Annotated in this window: 13 protein-coding genes; 4 read left to right on the top strand and 9 right to left on the bottom strand. The window is 73.4% G+C overall.

What is annotated here, in order from left to right:
* Positions 1-218: 218 nt before the first annotated feature.
* The 4 genes from ACWCXC_RS21270 to ACWCXC_RS21255 form a co-directional block, all read right to left on the bottom strand.
* Positions 219-677 carry a DoxX family protein gene (locus ACWCXC_RS21270; RefSeq protein WP_450684520.1) on the bottom strand — a complete coding sequence of 153 codons (459 nt, stop codon included), beginning with the start codon at positions 675-677 and terminating at the stop codon, positions 219-221.
* 607 nt (positions 678-1,284) lie between these two features.
* A complete protein-coding gene (locus tag ACWCXC_RS21265; protein ID WP_450890203.1) occupies positions 1,285-1,929 on the bottom strand; it encodes an HNH endonuclease family protein in 645 nt (214 codons plus the stop codon).
* 471 nt (positions 1,930-2,400) lie between these two features.
* Positions 2,401-3,063 carry an HAD-IA family hydrolase gene (locus ACWCXC_RS21260; protein WP_450684522.1) on the bottom strand — a complete coding sequence of 221 codons (663 nt, stop codon included), beginning with the start codon at positions 3,061-3,063 and terminating at the stop codon, positions 2,401-2,403.
* A gap of 210 nt (positions 3,064-3,273) precedes the next feature.
* A complete protein-coding gene (locus ACWCXC_RS21255) occupies positions 3,274-4,410 on the bottom strand; it encodes a peptidoglycan-binding domain-containing protein (RefSeq protein ID WP_450890202.1) in 1,137 nt (378 codons plus the stop codon).
* A gap of 135 nt (positions 4,411-4,545) precedes the next feature.
* On the opposite strand from ACWCXC_RS21255, the gene ACWCXC_RS21250 reads away from it, so the two are divergent.
* Complete coding sequence (locus tag ACWCXC_RS21250) at positions 4,546-6,612, top strand: MFS transporter (protein WP_450890201.1); 2,067 nt, start codon at positions 4,546-4,548, stop codon at positions 6,610-6,612.
* Positions 6,613-6,629: 17 nt separating this feature from the next.
* On the opposite strand, the gene ACWCXC_RS21245 is transcribed toward ACWCXC_RS21250, so the two are convergent.
* Complete coding sequence (locus ACWCXC_RS21245) at positions 6,630-7,106, bottom strand: GNAT family N-acetyltransferase (protein ID WP_450684525.1); 477 nt, start codon at positions 7,104-7,106, stop codon at positions 6,630-6,632.
* Positions 7,107-7,201: 95 nt separating this feature from the next.
* Between ACWCXC_RS21245 and ACWCXC_RS21240 the strand changes: the two genes are divergently transcribed.
* The gene (locus ACWCXC_RS21240) at positions 7,202-8,281 is read left to right on the top strand and encodes a serpin family protein (protein WP_450684526.1); all 1,080 of its coding nucleotides are present in this window, start codon (positions 7,202-7,204) and stop codon (positions 8,279-8,281) included.
* A 137-nt stretch (positions 8,282-8,418) separates the two neighbouring features.
* On the opposite strand, the gene ACWCXC_RS21235 is transcribed toward ACWCXC_RS21240, so the two are convergent.
* A complete protein-coding gene (locus ACWCXC_RS21235) occupies positions 8,419-9,591 on the bottom strand; it encodes a DUF2330 domain-containing protein (RefSeq protein ID WP_450890200.1) in 1,173 nt (390 codons plus the stop codon).
* Between the two features lie 304 nt (positions 9,592-9,895).
* Here ACWCXC_RS21235 and ACWCXC_RS21230 point away from each other — a divergent pair, with 304 nt between their 5' ends.
* The gene (locus ACWCXC_RS21230; protein ID WP_450890222.1) at positions 9,896-11,860 is read left to right on the top strand and encodes a bifunctional glycosyltransferase 87/phosphatase PAP2 family protein; all 1,965 of its coding nucleotides are present in this window, start codon (positions 9,896-9,898) and stop codon (positions 11,858-11,860) included.
* Between the two features lie 149 nt (positions 11,861-12,009).
* Here the strand turns inward: ACWCXC_RS21230 and ACWCXC_RS21225 are convergent, their stop codons facing one another.
* Both ACWCXC_RS21225 and ACWCXC_RS21220 read right to left on the bottom strand, forming a co-directional pair.
* A complete protein-coding gene (locus ACWCXC_RS21225) occupies positions 12,010-12,954 on the bottom strand; it encodes an AEC family transporter (RefSeq protein WP_450890199.1) in 945 nt (314 codons plus the stop codon).
* A 70-nt stretch (positions 12,955-13,024) separates the two neighbouring features.
* Positions 13,025-14,275: a cytochrome P450 gene (locus ACWCXC_RS21220; RefSeq protein WP_450685848.1), complete on the bottom strand. Its 1,251-nt coding sequence runs from the start codon at positions 14,273-14,275 to the stop codon at positions 13,025-13,027.
* A 317-nt stretch (positions 14,276-14,592) separates the two neighbouring features.
* On the opposite strand from ACWCXC_RS21220, the gene ACWCXC_RS21215 reads away from it, so the two are divergent.
* A complete protein-coding gene (locus tag ACWCXC_RS21215) occupies positions 14,593-15,762 on the top strand; it encodes a steroid 3-ketoacyl-CoA thiolase (RefSeq protein ID WP_450685847.1) in 1,170 nt (389 codons plus the stop codon).
* A 44-nt stretch (positions 15,763-15,806) separates the two neighbouring features.
* On the opposite strand, the gene ACWCXC_RS21210 is transcribed toward ACWCXC_RS21215, so the two are convergent.
* Positions 15,807-18,917, bottom strand: a complete 3,111-nt coding sequence (locus tag ACWCXC_RS21210; RefSeq protein WP_450890198.1) for an alpha-N-acetylglucosaminidase — start codon at positions 18,915-18,917, stop codon at positions 15,807-15,809.
* Positions 18,918-19,128 lie beyond the last annotated feature (211 nt).

Genomic DNA, 19,128 nt, shown 5'->3' with positions numbered 1-19,128 from the left:
CCTGCCGTTCTCCCGGTGATCCAGATATATGAGCGATGTTGGGCATCTCACGTGGGTCCCGCAGCCCCCCTCCGCACCCGCGACCCCGCCCGTGCGGATGCCTTGCGGCCTTTGCGGGCATCCGCGTGATTTGGTGCGGGGTGCGGGGGTGGTGCGGAGGTCGGGCGGAACGGACTCGGTCGGTGCGGGTCCGTGGACCGCTGACGGGGGGAGAGGTGTCAGGCGGCGACCGGGGACTTGGCCTCGGAGGTGTGGTCGGTGGTGCTCCGGGCGGCGGTGCGGGCGGCGAAGAGCCGGTCCAGGGCGAAGGCGCCGGGGCCGGTGAAGACGAGGAGCAGGAAGACCCAGCAGTACACGGCGGAAGGTTCACCGCCGTTCTGCAGGGGGAAGAGTGCTTCGGGCTGGTGAACCTTGAAGTACGCGTACGCCATCGAGCCGGACGAGACGAGAGCGGCGATACGGGTGCCGAGGCCCAGGATCACGAGGCTGCCGCCGACGAGCTGGATGACCGCCGCGTACCACCCGGGCCAGGTGCCGGCGGGTATGGTCCCGCCGCCCATGGCGCCGCCGAGCACACCGAAGAGCGACGCCGCACCGTGGCAGGCGAACAGCAGGCCGACGACGATGCGGAAGAGCGCGAGGGCGTAGGGCTGTGCCTGGTTCAGGCGTGTGGACATGGGGGGAGCTCCTTCGGTCTGGGTGGGGACGTGAACCGACTGAGCGCCACAGATTAGGTAGGCCTCACCAATGCTTGCAAGTTCAACATTTTGTCGACCGGCTGAAATTCGATGGACCGTCATCGGTCAGCGCGAGAGTCCATACCCTCTCCAACAGGGGACCTGTGGCTCCTGACTTGGCCTGAACCAATGTCGGCGCAGCTTTCCGGCCATTCAGGCCATGTGTCTTTGGTTGGATGCCGAACCGGAGACCGTTCGAGGTGGGTCACCGTGCCGGATGACCGGCTCGCTCGGCCGTGCCTCGTTGGAGGCAGTGGCGGGCCCCGGAATCCGGGCCCGGCGCCGGGGCGGGCGGAACCCGCGCCGGGTGTGCGGCGACGGCCCCGCCCGTGCCGTACGGGGCGCGAGCGGGCCGTGCCGTCGTCCCGGGCCCCGCCCCGTACTCGGCCGAAAATGCGTCGGTGCCCAAGGGGTGCGGGCAGGGCGAAGCCGCCGCGCCGGACCCTGGTGGGCCGGTGCGGCGGCTTCCACTCGCGACGGACGGTCGGCGGCCGTTGGACACGGACCACGGGCCGACGGCCCTTGGGCGCGGACCGGGTGCGGGTGGTCAGCAGCCGTTGAGCACGGACTGCAGGGCGCTCTTCTCGGCGGAGTCGACGGTCAGGTCGTAGTAGTGCTTCACGTGCACCCAGGCGCGCGCGTAGGTGCAGCGGTAGGCGGTGCGGGGCGGGAGCCAGTCGGCCGGGTCCTTGTCGCCCTTGGCCTGGTTGACGTTGTCGGTGACGGCGATGAGCTGGGGGCGGGTCAGATCGTTGGCGTACGCCTGCCGCTGGGCCGTCGTCCAGCCGGAGGCGCCGGAGCGCCATGCCTCGGCGAGCGGGACCATGTGGTCGATGTCGAGGTCGGACGCGGCGGTCCAGGTCGCGCCGTCGTACTGCGAGTACCAACTTCCGCTGACCGCCGCGCAGCTGGAGTCCTGCTGGACGTTCGTGCCGTCGCGTTCCAGGACGACCTCACGGGTGTTGCAGGCCCCGGACTGGGTGATCCAGTGCGGGAACTTGTCGCGGCTGTAGCCCGTGGACGAGCCCTCCGCCTTCACCGTGAGCTGGCTCAGATAGGTGCGGGCGGTGGACGCCGAGACCGGGGTCGGCATCGCCGCCTGTGCCTGGGGGGCGGTGAGCAGGCCGGTGGTGGCGGCGAGGGCGGCGGATGCGGCGAGGACGGCTATGCGACGCGCGTAGACACCTGACATGCGAACTCCCTTGATGTGGGGGGAAGAAGACCCGGTCGTCGAAACGGCCCGGCCATCGTGGCGGCGCCGGGTTTCCGTGGGGTGGGCGCCAGGTAACAGGGTGGCGACATGGGCACGTCACATCAAGGGATCTGACAGAGGGGTTCGTGGTGCGGGGGGCGTGCGGGACCCGAGTGCGCGGGCGCGGCGCGCCGGGGTGGCGGGTGGTCCACCGTCATGACCTGCGCGGGAGCGCATGCCTACGGCCCCCGCCCGGTGGGGGCGAGGGCCGTACGAAGGTTCGTGGCGCTGGTGTGTGACGGGGCGTGAGGGACCCCGGGGGCGGTGTGGGCGACCGGGTCGGCGACCGGCCGGTGGGCGGTCGACGGATTGCCGATGGACGGTCAGCAGTCGGTCAACAGCCGGTTGGCAGCCGTTCGTCGGGTGGCCGGCGGCCGGTCAGCAGTCGGTCGGGGGACGGGCGCCGCGTGGTCAGCGTACGTCGATGTGCAGGGCGATCGTGCCGTCCGCCACCGCTTCCACGCGGAGCCCGGTCAGATCGTGCACGTGGGCGTCGGGGGAGAGGGCCGCCGCGCGGGGACCCACGCCCACCACGCGCATGCCCGCCGCCCGGCCGGCCGCGATGCCCGCCTCGGAGTCCTCGAAGACCACGCAGTCCGCCGGGTCGAAGCCGAGGCCGGCCGCGCCCTTGAGGAAGCCCTCGGGGTCCGGCTTGCTGGCGCCGACGCTCTCGGCGGTGACCTTGAGGTCGGGCATCCGCAGTCCGGCGGCGCCCATCCGGGCGCGGGCCAGGGCCAGGTCCGCCGAGGTGACCAGGGCGTGCGGCAGGTCCGCGATGGCGTCCATGAACGCGGCGGCGCCGCCGACCGGGACGACGCCGTCGGTGTCGGCGGTCTCCTCGGCGAGCATCACCCGGTTGTCCGCGTAGTTCTGTTCCATCGGGCGGTCGGGGAGGAGCGCCGCCATGGTGGCGTACCCCTGGCGGCCGTGCACCACCTTGAGCGCTTCCTCCGGGTCCAGGCCCATCCGCAGCGCCCAGCGCCGCCAGCACCGCTCCACGACCGCGTCCGAGTTCACCAGGGTGCCGTCCATGTCGAGGAGGAGGGCGTGGGCGGTGAGGACGGTGGCCGGCATGGGCGGGCTCCAAGGGGGGAAACGAGCGCCGCCGTGGGGTGCGCGGCGCGGGGGAGAACAAGCGGCCCCCGCTCGCCGGTCAGGGTGTGCGCGCGGAGGCCACTTTGTTCCTCCACGATACAAAAACGGGGACGGGAAAGCGAATCCCCCGCTCGGAGGGCGAATCCCCGCCCGAAGAGCGAATCCCCCGCCCGGGGGTGGGGGTGCCGGTCAGTCGCGCCCCCGGCCGGTGGTGGCGCCCTCCAGTCGCCGGCGGGTCTCCGGGCCGTAGACGCCCTCGGGGTCGCCCTGGACGCCCCACCAGATCTGGAAGTCGCGTACGGCCTTCTCGACCCGTTTGGTGTAGTCGTCGCCGACCGCGCCGCCGCCCAGGACCCAGACCTCCTGGAGGCGGTGCTGCAGTTCGGTCACCTCGGGGCCCCGGTCCCCGAGGCGGAGCGTGGGGCCGCCGGCCTGGGAGCCGTCCGGCGGGACCAGGGCCGCGGGGGCGCTGCTGGACGCGGTGGCCGAGGGGGACGCGGAGGGCGCCGGCGGGGTGGGGGAGGCGGGCGCGGACCGGGTCGCCGAGGCGGAGGGGCGGGTGGACGCCGACGCGGAGGCCGAGGCGGACGGGGTGGCGGAGGGCGAGCGCGTCGCGGAGGGGGCGGGGGACGCGGAGGCCGGGGCGGTGGGGTCGGCGTCCTCCTCGGGGAGGGTCGCCACGGTGGAGGGCATCGCCTGGTCCAGGTCGGCCTCCTTGTCGGCGCTGCCGTCGAACAGTCCGCCGATGAACGCGGCCGTACCGACCACCGTCACCACGGCCGCCCCGGCCATGAGCGCGGCGAACGGTTTGCGGCGGCGCGGCTGCACCGGGTCGGGGCCCGGTGTCACGAGCGGACCGGCCGGTTCCCCGGCGTCCACCGCGTCCGGCAGCCGGCCGGGGCCGGCCGGTCCCAGGAACAGCGGCATGGTCGTCGCGGCGTCCCCGGACCGGCCGTCATGGGCCGCTCCCGGTGCCCCGTCCGCCGTCGGGGCGGGGTCCGGGCCGCCCAGCGTCACGTACGGCCGGATGCGCAGCGGATCGAAGTCCTCCGCCGCCGCGGCCTCCGCCGTGCGCTCGGCGTGCTGGGCGGCGATGCGCCGCTCCTCGGCGGCGCGGTCCACCTCGCCGGTGGCGTGATCGTCCGTGCCGTACGGAACCGGATCGCCCGTGCCGTACGGAGCCCGGTCGCCCGTGCCGTACGCGACCGGCTCGCCGGCTCCGTACGGACCGGGGCCGGCGTGGGCGCTCCGTGCCGCGCAGGCGCAGCGCGGAGCGCCGCCGGGTCTGCTGTCCGTACCGCACTCCGGGCAGATATGTCCGGTCATGGTGGGTCCCCTCCCCTTGAACTGCCTGCGATTATGCAGCCCGCCGCCGGTAAGCCCAATCGCCCGGTCCCTCGGCAGGCCATAACGGGGCGGAACGGACAGGATGGGGGTGTAGCGGATCCGAGGAGATGTTCCATGGCCCAGCAGCTGAGCCCCGCCCCGGCACCTGGAGCCGAGCGCTCCACCCGCTCCGTCCTGGTGGCGATCGGGGCCCTGCTCCTCGGCATGCTGCTGGCGGCGCTCGACCAGACCATCGTCTCCACGGCGCTGCCGACGATCGTCAGCGACCTCGGCGGTCTGGAACACCTGTCGTGGGTGGTCACCGCCTACCTCCTGGCCTCGACCGCGGCGACGCCGCTCTGGGGCAAGCTCGGCGACCAGTACGGGCGCAAGCGCCTCTTCCAGATCGCGATCGTCATCTTCCTGATCGGCTCGGCGCTCTGCGGCGTCGCCCAGAACATGCCGCAGCTGATCGCCTTCCGCGCCCTCCAGGGGCTCGGCGGCGGCGGGCTGATGGTGCTGTCGATGGCGATCGTCGGGGACATCGTCGCCCCGCGCGAACGCGGCAAGTACCAGGGGCTGTTCGGTGCGGTGTTCGGCGCGACCAGCGTCCTCGGCCCGCTGCTCGGCGGCTTCTTCACGGAACACCTCAGCTGGCGCTGGGTCTTCTACATCAACCTGCCGATCGGGGTGGTCGCCCTCGTCGTCATCGCCGCCGTGCTCCACATCCCGGTCCGCCGCACCCCGCACACCATCGACTACCTCGGCACCTTCCTCATCGCCTCGGTCGCCACCTGCCTGGTCCTCGTCGCCTCCCTCGGCGGGACGACCTGGGCCTGGGGCTCCCCGCAGATCATCGCGCTCGCCGCGCTCAGCGTGGTGCTGCTGATCGCCTTCGTGTACGTGGAACGGCGCGCGGCGGAGCCCGTACTGCCGCTGAAGCTGTTCCGGATCAGGACCTTCAGCCTCGTCGCGGTGATCAGCTTCGTCGTCGGCTTCGCGATGTTCGGCGCGATGACCTATCTGCCGACGTTCCTCCAGGTGGTGCACGGCATCACGCCGACCATGTCCGGCGTGCACATGCTCCCCATGGTGTTCGGGCTGCTGATCACCTCCACCGCGTCCGGGCAGGTCGTCAGCCGCACCGGCCGCTGGAAGGTCTTCCCGGTCGTCGGCACCGGCCTCACCGCGGTCGGGCTGGTCCTGCTGCACCGGCTCACGGAGACCAGTCCCACGTGGGAGATGAGCATCTACTTCTTCGTCTTCGGCGCGGGACTCGGCCTGGTCATGCAGGTCCTCGTCCTCGTGGTGCAGAACGCCGTGGCGTACCGGGACCTCGGCGTCGCCACCTCCGGGGCGACCTTCTTCCGGTCCATCGGCGCCTCGTTCGGCGTCGCCGTCTTCGGCACCATCTTCACCAACCGGCTCACCGACAAACTCGGCACCGCCCTCGCCGGCCGCACCCTTCCGCCCGGTGTCAGCGCGGACAGCCTCGCCGCCGATCCCCGGGCCATCGGCCAGCTCCCGCCGTCGCTCCGGCAGCCGGTCCTGCACGCGTACTCCACCTCGATCACCGATGTGTTCCTGTACGCCGCCCCTGTCGTCCTGGTCGCCTTCCTCTTCGCCTGGCTGCTCAAGGAGGACAAGCTGCGCGGTTCGGTGACCGCCCCGGACCCCAGCGAGACGCTGGCCTCCAACCCGGTCGAGCGCTCCTCGTACGACGAATGCGCCCGCGCGCTCTCCGTCCTGGCCACCCGGGAGGGGCGCCGCGAGATCTATGTGAAGATCACCGAGCGGGCCGGATACGACCTGCTGCCCGCCGCCGGGTGGATGCTGCTGCGCATCAAGCGCCACGGGACTGTGGAGCCCTCCCGGCTCGCCGACATCGCCCCCGTACCGCTCCGGGTGATCAGCGACGCGGCCCGGCAGCTGGAGGAGCGGGGGCTGGCCCGCCGGATCGGGGTGCAGCTGGTCCTCACCGAGCCGGGCGCCGAGGCCGTGGTGAAGCTCGCCCGCGCCCGGGAGGAGTCGCTGGCCGAACTGCTGGGCGACTGGTGGGGGCCGGACCGGCCGACGGACCTGGTGGCCCTGGTGGCCGAGCTGACCGAGGAGACCAACGGGTCGAGCAAGGAGCGCCCGCACAGCCCCGAACCCCGGCGGGACCACGCGGCCGGCCACCCCCACGAGCCGCCGTCCGACTGAGCCCGGCCGGGAGCGGCCTACAGCTCCTTGGCGAACCAGTGCTCGGCGTACTGCCGGTGGTGGAAGGGCGGGACCTCGCGGTAGCCGTGCTTGGCGTACAGCCCTCGGGCCTCGACGAGGTCGGCGCGGGTGTCCAGGCGCAGCAGGCGTACGCCGGCGGTCCGGGCCAGCTCCTCGACCGCCGCGAGCAGCAGTCCGCCGCCGCCCGTGCCCCGGGCCCCGGGGCGGACGAAGACCCGGGTCAGCTCCGCCGTCCCCGCGTCCCCCAGGACCAGGCCGGCGCACGCCTGCGCCCGGCCGCCGAGACGGCCGACGACGAAAGCCCCGGTGGGCGGCGCGAGGAGGTCCGCGCCGTCGTCGGCGAGCCCCTCGTCGATCTCGCGCGCGGTCGCGGGACGCCCCCAGTACCGGCTCGCCACCTCGTCGTAGTAGTCCCGGCGCAGCAGCGCGGCATCGGGCGAATCGAAGCGTTCGGGGGTCACGGTCCACGTCATCGGGTCATTCTGTCCTCGCGTACACATGTACGGAAAACGGGTTTGTGCCCGAACGACGGAGCGGCAGGGGGCCGGACGTGCCGGAGGCGGAACGGATGACCAGGGGGGAGGCCGTGCGCGGTCTCGCCGAGCGGTGGATCGGGGTGCTGGCCGCGCGGCCGGAGGCGGGTTTCGTCTGCTCGCCCGCCGGGCTGTGGCTGGCCCTCTCCGCCGTCGCCGCCGGGGCGCGGGGCACCACGGCGGACGAACTGCGCGCCGCGCTCGGGGCCGCCGGGGCGGAGGCCGCCGAGGCGGTGACGGCCGCCTCCCGGGAACTGGCCGCGACCGACGCGCTGAAGGTGGCGACCCGGGTCTGGAGCCGGGTGCCGGTGCGTCCGGAGTACGGGGCGGCGCTCGCGGACGTCCCCATCGGGCCCATGGACCCCGCGGGGGCCGACGCCTGGGTGCGGGAGGCGACCGACGGGCTCATCGGCCGGCTGCCCGTGCGGATCGACGCCTCGATGCTGCTCGTCCTCGTCAACGTGCTCGCGCTCAAGGCCCGCTGGGAGGTGCCGTTCGAGCCGGACGAGACCGAGGACCTGCCGTTCACCGCCGCCGACGGCACGAGCCGCCCGGTGCCGACGATGTACGGCGAACCCGAGCCGTGGGAGACGTGGACCGTCGGGTCCGTGCGGGTCGTCGAACTGCTGTGCCGGGCCGGTGAGGGCGGCGGGGCGCCGGCCAGGGTCCGGCTGGTGCTGGGCGGACCGGGCGCGGGCGCGGCCGAGGTGCTGCCCGCCGCGTGGGCCCCGGCGGACCGGCGCACCCCCGTGGAGGCGGACTATGTGAGCATGACCGTCCCGCGATTCACCCTCCGTACACGCGTTCAGGTCACCGACCAGTTGGCGGCCCTCGGCATCCGGGAGGCGGCGTCCGGAGCGGCCGACTTCTCCGGCATCTCGCCGGAGCGGTTGATGATCTCCGAAATCGCCCAGGAAGCCGTGGTGAAGGTGGCCGAGGAAGGCGTGGAGGCGGCGGCCGTGACCACGGTCGCCATGGCCGGAGCCGCGCCGGCCGAGCCGCTGCGCCACCTCCACATCGCCTTCGACCGGCCCTTCGGCATCGTGGTCCTGGACGGCGGCGGCGAGGTCCCGCTCTTCACCGGCTGGCAGGCGGGCATCCCGGAAGAGGAATGACCCCGGGCGCCGGATCCCGGGCCGGGGCCAGGGCGCAAGCCCCGGGCCCGGCCCGGCCCCAGGCGCGGGCACCGGCCCCCGCCCCAGGTCGCAGGCGCGGGCCCTCGGCCCCACCGCCCCGCCACCCAGCCCCCCGCTCAGCCCAGCGGCGGCGGGACCGTCACCGGCGGCGGGGGCACCACCGGGCGCCGCCGCCGGGCCCGCAGCGCCCAGAACAGCGCGCCGGCCACCGCCGCCGCCCCGCCGAAGACGGTCAGCGCCCAGACCGGGACGCCGCCCACCGTCAGCAGCGTGTCCCGGTAGGTCACCCGCTGGTACGGGGTGTCCGCGCCGGCGGCCCGCAGGACGTGGTCCCCGTCGATCAGCTCCGGACGCGGGAAGGACTGCTCGATCGCCGTCACGAAGACCGGCTTCCGGCCCGCCAGCACGCTCATCGCCGGGTAGCGGCTGTGCTCGGCGACGGTGTCCACCCGCCCGGCGTACGTCACCTCGGGCCGCTGCCCGCCGATCGTGCCGCTCGGCTCCATCCGGTGCGCGGCCAGCACGTAGAGCCCCAGCGACTGCGGGGTCGCGGCCAGTTCGGACAGGCGCATCGGATAGACGAGGCGGTCGCTGGCGAAGCGCAGCCGCAGCGGGTCCAGCGTGCCGCTCAGCGCGGCCCCGCTCCTGCTCGGGGCCAGCCGCACCGCCACGTACTCCCACTTCTGCTCGACGTACGGGCGCAGGGCCGTCGCCAGCCGGTCCGGGAGCTCGAAGCCGTTCAGCTTCAGCCAGTCCTCCAGCGCCCGCGGGTCCGTCGCCGCCAGCCGCGCCACGTCGAAGGGACCGAGCCGCTCCCGGCCGACGACCTCGACCGGGCGGGCCGCGCCGGGTGCCGGGGCGGCGTCCCCGACGGCGTGCCCGGAACCGCCGAACGGCCAGTCGTCCGAGCGCGGCCAGAAGTAGGAACGCTCACGGCGCACCGGGGCGGTCAGGGACTCCAGCTCGGAGAAGAGAGAAGGCTCACCCAGCTCGACCGTCGCCCGGTGCGGCACCGGCATGATCCAGGCGGCCTCGGGGGCGTCCCCGCGCACGGTGAGCCGCATCACGATCTGCTCGGTGGTCCCGTCCCAGCTCACCACGGACGTCTCCCGGCCCACGGCCACCCGGTGCCCGGGATCCACGACCATCGCCCCGCAGCCGCAGGCGTACGCCGGTGCCACCAGCGACCCCAGCTGCACTGAGAACACCAGCAGCACCAGGGACAGCGCCCGTGCCGCCCAGGCGCGCCGCCGGTGCCGCTCCCCCCGCCCGCTCCCCGTACCGCGCATCTCTTCTGGCCTCCCCGTGATCGCCGATCAGGGGCTCAGACGTGCCGCCGCTCCCCCCGGTTCCCGCGCGTCCGGCCCGCCGCCACGCCACCGCCGGGCATTCTTTCGGACAGAAGCCGGATGACAGTCAGGCGAAGAGGGGGTTGATTGGGTCTTCCCCAGAGCGCAATGCGAAGGTTTCAGAGCATGACGGACAGGCACAAACGGTGGCGGATGTCGGGAGGGTCGGCGCAACGTGGCGAATGCGGAGCACAGGGTGCACGGGGACGCGGTGACGGGAGCGAGGACCGGGGCGGCCCGCGCCGTGCTCTGGCTGGTCGTGGCCGTCCTGGCGGTACGGCAGATGGCGGTGGTGCTGCGGCAGCCGCCCGGCGAACGGCTCACCGACCTGGAGACCTGGATCGGTGACAACGGTGTGCTCCATGTGACGGGGTCCCTTTACGACACCGACCGCTTCACCGGCACCCCGTTCGCCGGCCTCGTCCTCAAGCCGCTCACCCGCCTCGCGGAACAGAACCTCGGCGTCGTCTGGACCTTCGGCTCGCTGCTCCTCGTCGCCGCGCTCGGCGTCGTCGCCGCCCGCGCCCTGCCCGCCCCCGTCGGCCGCCGCACCGCGCTGCTCGCCGCCCCCGTCGCGATCAGCCTGCTGATGCTCTCGCTGCCGGTGCGCAACGCCCTCCACCTCGGCCAGACCAGCATCCTGCCGGTCCTCCTGGTCCTCGTCGGCTGTTTCGCGGTCCGGGGCGAACGGGCCTCCGGCGTGCTGGTCGGGATCGCCGCCGCCCTCCAGCCGGCCGTGCTCCTGTTCGCCGTGCTGTTCTGGCTGACCGGCAGACGGACCGCCGCCCTCACCGGCGGCGCCGCCTTCGCCGTCTGCACCGCGCTCGCCTGGGCCGCGATGCCGCACGACTCCTGGACGTACTGGGTGCACCATGTCGCCGGCGCCGGCCTCGGCGACCAGGCCGACAGCCTCGCCAACCAGTCCCTGCACGGCGCGCTGCTCCGGTTCGGCCTGACCGGACCGCTGGAGATCACCCTCTTCGTGGTCCTGGCCGCCACCGTCTGCCTGCTCGGGCTGCGCCGCGCGGTGCGGTACGCCCGGGACGGGCAGTTGCTGCTCGCCGTCGCCGTGACCGGCTGCGTCGCGGTCGCCGTCTCCCCGACGGCCTGGCAGCACCAGCTGCTGTGGGTGCTGCTGGCCGTGGTGGGCCGGGTCGGGAAGCGGGCCTCCGACCGGCTGGTGTGGCCGGCCGTTGTCGTCCTCGTCCTGACCCTGCCCGGCAAGATGCTGCTGCCGAACATCGAGGCGGTGTTCCCGGTCCGCGACAACGTGCTGCTGATCGCGGCGCTCGGGGCCGCCGTCGCCGCGCCCTTCCTGCCCCGCACCTCGCCGTACTGGCAGCACCCGGTGCCCACCGACTACCGGGCCCCGGCCGCCTCCCGCTGGAGCCGGGTGCCGCTGCTGCCGTTCTGGCGGCGGGTGACGAGCCGGCCCAACCTGCTGCTCGAACTCCTGCTGATCCGGGTCGTCTACTCCGCCTACCAGCACGTGCGCCTCGCCGCGACGGCCGGCCGCGCCACCGCCGAGCACCACGGCCGGCAGATCCACTCCCTGGAGCAGTGGCTGCACATCGACATCGAGCACTGGGCCAACCACGCGGTCGTGAAGGTGGACTGGCTGCGGGACTTTTTCGACTACTACTACTCGACGTTCCACTTCATCGTGCCGCTCACCATCCTCGGCGTGCTGTACGTCCGCCGACCCGCCGACTACCGCTGGGTGCGCAGCTCCATCGGCTTCGCCACGGTGCTGGCGCTGGTCGGCTTCTGGCTCTACCCGCTCGCCCCGCCCCGGCTGATGCCGGGCCTCGGCTTCATCGACACGGTCCACGGCGTCCAGGACTTCGCCAAGCCGGACTACGGCACGCTGACCGGGGTGACCAACCAGTACGCCGCGATGCCCTCGCTGCACTTCGGCTGGTCGCTGTGGTGCGGGGTGGTGATCGTGATGATCGCCCCGAAGGTGTGGATGAAGGCGCTGGGCGTGCTGCACCCGCTGTTCACGGTCTCCACGATCATCGCGACCGGCAACCACTGGGTGCTCGACGCGGTGGGCGGGGCCCTGGTCGTCGCCCTCGGCTTCGGGCTCACCCATGTGCTGTGCGGTCCGCGCCGGCTGCGCGCCCCGGTGGCGGAGGCGGTGGCGAAGGACCCCGGCCCGGACCCGGACCCGCTGACGCCGCCGGCCCGGGTGCCCGAGAGCGCCTGACCGGGCGCGCGGGCGCCGGGGCGGGGCGGAGGGCGAGGACAAGGGCGAGGGGGCGTCGGACGGGCCGTGGCCGTCCCGACGCCCCCTCGCCGGTGGATCGTCGCCCCTCCAGCATCCGCCCCGGGGCCCGCGACCGCCATTCGGGCGGATCAGCCCGCCGTCGCCCAGGCGGCGAGGGAGAGCGTCACCATCGACACCAGCGTGGAGGCGATCACGGCGTCCCGGGCCCCGGCGGTGCCCAGGCCGTACTCGCGGGCGTAGACGAAGGCGTTCTGCGCGGTCGGCAGGGCCGAGCAGACCACCACGGCCGCCAGCTGGTGGCCGGGCAGGCCCATCAGCGGCCCCGCGACGAGATACGCGGCCAGCGGCTGCGCCAGCGTCTTCAGCGCGACCGCCACCGCGGTCTCCGCCCGGCGCGGGGCCGGGCCGGTGGCGTCCTCGGGCCCCCGGTGCAGCGACAGCCCCAGCGCGATCAACGCGGTGGGCACGGCGGCGGCGCCGAGCACGTCCAGGGGGCGGGTGAGCGCGGCGGGCGGGTGCAGCCCCGTCGCGGAGACGGCCACCCCGAGCAGCGAGGCCAGGATGATCGGGTTGCGGAAGGGCAGGGTCGCCAGGCGCCGCAGCCCGTCGCGGCGCCGTCCGCCGCGCCCGCGGGTGCCCGAGTCCAGCAGGGTCAGGATCACCGGCGAGACCAGCAGCACCTGGAACAGGATGACCTGGGCGACGAACGAGGCGTCCCCCAGCACCTGGACGGCCACCGGGATGCCCAGGTTGGCGGAGTTGACGTAGCCGCAGGACATGGCGCCGATCGCCGCCCCGGCCCGGTCCCGGCCGAAGCACCGCCGGTGGACCGCGTAGCCCAGCGCGGACACGGCGGCCGTGCCCGCGCCGAAGGCCACCAGCGGCGGATGCGCGAACGTGCCGGGACGCGCCCCGGACACCATCGTGAACAGGGCGGCGGGCATGGCCACATGGAAGACGAAGCGGCCGAGGACGGACTCCGCCTGCGCTCCCAGGAGTCCGCCCCGGCCGACCGCGTAACCGATCCCGGTGAGCAGCCAGATCGGGGTGAAGGCGGAGAGCACGGCGGACATCCCGCCATGATCTCCGCACGGATGTGCGCCCCCGGCACGGGGGTGCGAGCGCGGCCCCCGGGCCGGGTGCTCACCCCGCCGAGGTGCTGACCCGCAGTTCCTTGATGCCGTTGAGCCAGGCCGAGCGCAGCCGGCGGGGTTCGCCGATCAGCCGCAGGTCCGGCAGGGTGTCCGCGACGGCGTTGAAGATCAGGTCGATCTCCATCACGGCGAGCGACTTGCCCAGGCAGAAGTGCGGTCCGCCGCCGCCGAAGCCGAGGTGCGGGTTGGGGTCGCGGGTGATGTCGAAGGCTTCCGGGTTCTCGAAGACCTCGGGGTCGTTGTTGGCGGAGGAGTAGAACAGCCCGACCCGGTCGCCCTTCCTGATCCGCTGCCCGCCCAGTTCCGTGTCCTGGGTCGCGGTGCGCTGGAAGGAGACGACGGGGGTCGCCCAGCGGACGATCTCCTCGGCGGTCGTCGCGGGGCGCTCGCGCTTGTACAGCTCCCACTGCTCGGGGTGGGTGAGGAAGGCGTGCATGCCGTGGCTGATGGCGTTGCGGGTGGTCTCGTTGCCGGCCACGGCGAGCAGGATCACGAAGAAGCCGAACTCGTCGGAGGAGAGGTTGCCCTCGCCTTCGGCCGCGACCAGCCGCGTCACGATGTCCTCGGCCGGGCACTCCTTGCGGGCCGCCGCGAGGTTCATCGAGTACGAGACGATCTCCATGGCCGCCTCGGCGCCGATCTCCTCGGTGATCGCGTACTCCGGGTCGTCGTACGCGGCCATCTTGTTCGACCAGTCGAAGATCCGGGCGCGGTCCTCCTGGGGGACGCCGATCAGCTCCGCGATGGCCTGGAGCGGCAGCTCCACCGCGATGTTGGTGACGAAGTCGAACGCTCCGCCGTCGTCGGCCGAGGCGAGCGCCGCGTCCACGATCGAGCGGGCGCGCCGGCGCAGCGTCTCCTCCAGGGACCGGACGGCACGGGGGGTGAAACCGCGCTGGATGATCTGGCGGACCCGGGTGTGTTCGGGCGGGTCCATGTTGAGCATGATGAGCTTCTGCACGTCGATCTGGTCGCGGTTGATCGACTCGTTGAAGCGGATCACGGCGGTGTTGGTGTTCGACGAGAACAGCTCGGGGTGGGTGGAGACGTACTTGACGTCGGCGTGCCGGGTCACGACCCAGTAGCCGGAGTCGTCGAAGCCCGAGATGCCGGTGGGCTGGGTGCACCACCAGACCGGGGCCGTCTCCCGCATGAGGGCGAACTCGGGGTGGGGTACACGGGCTTGGAGCAGGTCGGGGTCGGTGAAGTCGAACCCTTCGGGCAGATGGGGGCAGGGCATCAGCGGCTCCAGGTCGAGAACTCCGGGTCGGTCCGAGAGCCGTCGGGCGTTGTCTGACGACCCATCAGAAGTTGCCGGGAAAGGTAGTAACGAGTTCTACAACTGACAAGGCCCATGGCCCGATCTGTTGCGCGGAGCCGTGCCGAACCGGACAAGTTCGCGGTGGGGAGGTGTGGCTGAAGGCCGCAAGGTCGGTGCACGCCCCTTGCGTACCGGGGGTAAGGCTCATAAGACTGCTGAAAGAACTAGAACGCGTACTAGTTCCTTCCGCCGGCGCCGGGACGCCCCTGCGGAAGAGCGATGGAGAGGACGAGCTCATGGCCGCGGAACCCGTCATCGTCGAAGCCGTACGCACCCCGATCGGCAAGCGCGGAGGCGCGCTCGCCAATCTGCACCCGGCCTATCTGCTGGGTGAGACCTACCGAGAACTCCTCGGGCGCACCGGCATCCAGGCCGACTGCGTCGAGCAGATCGTCGGCGGCACCGTCACCCACGCCGGCGAACAGTCCATGAACCCGGCGCGCAACGCCTGGCTCACCGTCGGACTCCCGTACGAGACGGCCGCGACGACCGTGGACTGCCAGTGCGGCTCCTCGCAGCAGGCATCCCACATGGTCGCCAACATGGTCGCCGCCGGGGTCATCGACGTCGGCATCAGCTGCGGGGTCGAGGCCATGTCGCGGGTCCCGCTGGGCAGCGGCTCCAAGCACGGACCGGGCAAGCCCTGGCCCGACGAGTGGAACGTGGACCTGCCCAACCAGTTCGAGGCCGCCGAGCGCATCGCCCGCAACCGCGGCCTCACCCGGGAGGACGTCGACGCCCTCGGCCTCCTCTCGCAGCAGCGGGCCGCCGCCGCCTGGGCCGAGGAGCGCTTCAAGCGCGAGACGTACGCCGTGCAGGTCCCCACCACCGAGGAGGAGCAGGCCGCCGGCCAGGGGATGTGGCGGCTGGTCGACCGGGACGAGGGGCTGCGCGACACCACGATGGAGGGCCTGGCCCGGCTCAAGCCCGTCATGCCCACCGCCGTCCACACCGCGGGCAACGCCTCGCAGATCTCCGACGGCGCCTGCGCGATCATGTGGTCCTCCAAGCGGATGGCGCGGGCGCTCAAGCTCAAGCCGCGCGCCCGGATCGTCGCCCAGGCCCTGGTCGGCTCCGATCCGCACTTCCACCTCGACGGTCCCATCGACGCCACCCGCGCCGTGCTCGGCAAGGCCGGGATGTCGCTCAAGGACATCGACCTGGTGGAGATCAATGAGGCCTTCGCCTCCGTCGTCCTCAGCTGGGCCCGGGTCTTCGACCAGGACCTGGAGAAGGTCAACGTCAACGGCGGCGCGATCGCGCTCGGCCACCCGGTCGGTGCCACCGGCGCCCGGCTGATCACCACCGCCCTGCACGAACTGGAGCGCAGGGACAAGGAGTTCGCTCTGATCACCATGTGCGCCGGCGGCGCGCTGGCCACCGGCACCATCATCCAGCGCCTGTGACCCGCGTGCGGCCGGGGCCCCGCCGGCCCCGGCCGCACCCGCGCTCAGCCCGTCAGCGACCAGCCGCCGAAATCGGCCCGGCCGCGCCGGCCCGAACCGCCGTTCGCCGCCGTCATGAAGAAGCCGGCGTCCTGGACCTCGGCCGCGCCCGGCACCGTCACCGCGCCCAGGACGTGCCAGGTGGCGCCCCCGTCCGTGGAGCAGGAGCCCGTGAACGTGCCACCGCCCCGGGTCAGCCGGAGCAGGACGGGGCCGGTGACCCCGGGCACCGAGGCCCGCTTCTCCAGGGTGCCGTCACCGTTGCCGTCGTAGGACAGCACCACCCCGTTCACCGGGGTCAGCGCCAGATTCAGGAAGCCGCGCGAGCCCTTGGTGCCCATCGCGTTGCGGACGATCAGCCCGGCCCGCGCCCAGTTCCCGGTGTTCTCCTGCGCGTCCACCCGAACGGTCGCGGTCGAACCGTCCCGGAACGCCCCGGCCCGGAACACCGCGCCGAACTCGGCCGTCGCGCCCCACAGATCGCGCCCGGCCCCGTCGATCGCGAAGCGGTCGCCCGCCTGGCCGAACGACGCCTCGTTGGCGTCGACGGTCCGCCAGCCGGAGTCCAGCGGCCCGGCCACATAGATCCGCCCCTCGGTCACCGCCGTCACCGGCGACTCCCCGAGCGGTCCGTAACGCGCCCGCAGCGCGAAGGGGTGCGGCTCCAGGGGGTCCTTCGGGGCGCCCGCCGGGGCGGTGACCCGCCAGCTGGTCCGGGCGCCGCCGCCCGGCGCCACCCCCGGCAGCTCGACCGGCTCCCGCGCCTCGGGGTCCAGACCGGGGACGGAGAGCGAGAAGGAGACGGTCCCGGTCGCGCGCAGCCCGTTGACGTTGCGGAACGCGGCCTCGACCAGGGCCGAGCCGCCCGGCGCCACCGCCGCCCGGTCCGCCGCGACGGTGACGGTGCCCTGGTAGGGGGCGGCCGCCAGCACGTCGTGCACCCGCAGTGCGGTGCGGTGCACGGCCGCGGCGGTCAGCTCGCGCAGCGGATACCTCCGGCGTTCGCGCGTCCACGGCTCCTCCACCGCGTACCAGTCGAAGGTCCGCGGTGCCCGGTCGTGGGCGAGCGCGTCCGCCATCTCGTCCAGATACGTCTGCCACTGCGGCAGGTGGAAGTCGCCGATCAGCCCCTGCCAGTCGCGGTTGGCGTAGTTGGCGAGCAGCCCGCCGTCGGCGGCCGGGCGGTCGGCCCAGGTCGTGATCAGCGCGCGGGCGCTGTGCTCCAGCTGGGCCGCCTCGTCCGGCGAGGACGCGGCCCGCCGGGCCTCGTCCAGCCACGGCCCGAGCATGAACGCCCGGTGCCCGCCCGTCATCTCCTCGCTCAGCCGCATCAGCCTCAGCCAGAGCGCGGAGAGCACGCCGAACGCCTCGCGGTCCTTGCGGAGGTACGCGGCGCGCAACTGCGGCAGCAACTGCCGGGACCGGTTGGCGAGCGCCTGACGGGCGAAGTCGGTGAGGTCGAAGCGGTACGCCTCCGAGCGCCGCAGCGGCTCCTTCACGCCGAGCAGCGCCGCGAAGGCGGTGTCGAAACCGGCCGAGTCGAACGACAGCTGGGTGGTGCCCCAGTAGGTCGCGTTCACGGCCGCCAGATCGGGCCGGGCCGCGAACAGCGAGTCGTGCGGGCGGCCGTCGGCGCTCTGCACGTCGTAGGCGGTGTCGCGCAGCGCCGCGAACGTCTCGGTGGCCCGCGCGTCCGGACCGCCGTAGCGGAAGCGCGCGTACCGCGCGAACCACTCGGCCCGGTCCACCGGCTCCGGGCGCCAGGCCAGCTCCGTGAACAGCTCGAACGCGGCCGGATCGCGGTCGGTGGACTCCGGCAGATACGCCGTCCCGGTCAGCGCGCTGCCCGGCTTGTCGCGCCACGCCGGGAACTTCGAGGTCCACGCCGGGGCCATCGCGCCCAGCGTGGTCCGGCCGCCGAAGTTCGGGATGGCCCCGAAGGCGTACGGGGTGTTCCCCCACTCCTTCTCCCGGTCGGTGGCCTCGTCCAGCTCCGAGCGCCCGTCCACGATCAGCACATGGGTCCTGTCCAACGCGGCCAGCAGCTCGGGGCGCGGATTGCCGGTCCACCCCATGATCACCCAGGTCGCCCCGGGCCGGGCGGTCTGCAACGCCCGCTCGATCCCGCGCGCCGCCTCGGGGATGTCCACCCCGCCCGCGCTGCCGCCCTCGTGCAGGATGTCCATCTTGTACGAGGGGACGTCGCCGAACAGCTCCCGCTGGTGGCGGTAGAACGCGGCGGCGACCCGGGCGAAGGCGTCCGTGCGCGGATCCAGCCAGTCCGGGCGCCGGAATCCGGACCACTGGCCCTGCGGGACGACGGACGCGCCCGGATTGCGGTCCGCGAAGCCCTCCGGGACCGTGCCGAAGTAGCCCGGCAGCACCGGGGACATGCCCAGCTCGCGCATCCGGTCGGCGGCCCGCCGGCCCAGCGCGGCCCGCCGGGCCATCAGCTCCGGGCCCACCGGACCCCCGTACCCGCTCATGTTCTGGAGCAGCCACCACGGCTGGTGGGTCGGCGCCGGGATCCAGGCCCTGGCCTCCGCGTCGCCGTAGCCGAACTCCCGCATCGTCCGGTGGTACACGGCCTCCTGACCGACAGTCAGATAGACCTCGTTGCAGCCGTGCAGGGCCAGCACGTCCAGCGTGCGCTCCCAGCGGTCCCAGTCGGCGTACGGGGCGGTGTAGCCGTCGTAGGTGTCGTTGAACGTGAACCGGTGCGGGACCGTCGCCCGGCGCTCCAGCACCTCCCGGGGCGCCGGCAGCACGGCCGGCAGGTCCAGCTGGCTGCCCGCCCAGGAGATCACCGCGTCGCACGTGTACTTCAGATACCAGTGAACCCCGGTCAGGATCACCGCCGGAGTCGTCCCGGCGACCTCCACGCGGCCCCGCCGGCCACCGACCCGGAAGCGGTCCCCGCCCGCCGGGTCGAGCAGCGTGAGCCGGAACTGCGCGGCGTGCCCGCCCAGCAGGCGCTTCAGCGCCGCCTGCGCGGGCGCCGTGCCGGCCGTGTCGGGGGCGGGTCCGGCGACCGCCGGGATCTGCGTGCCGAGCGCGGCGGACACGCCCACCGCTCCGGCCGAGGTCAGTAGCGTACGTCTCGACAACTGCGTCACGGCACTCCTTGGGCAGGGCCTCGGATGGTGCGTCAGGTGTGAACCGGATTCTGCGGTGCGCACGTTAATGGCGGCCCGCAGGCGCGACAACGGGTCCCCAACTTCTTTCGGACAGGCCCCGGACGGCCCACCGGGCGGCCGGGGGAACGCCCCGTCGGCGGGGTTCACTCAGGTGCACCTCCGGGCGGGTGTCCACGCCGATGGTCCGCCC

The organism is Streptomyces sp. NPDC001515, assembly GCF_053597115.1.
This window is presented reverse-complemented; position numbering and strand designations above follow the sequence as displayed.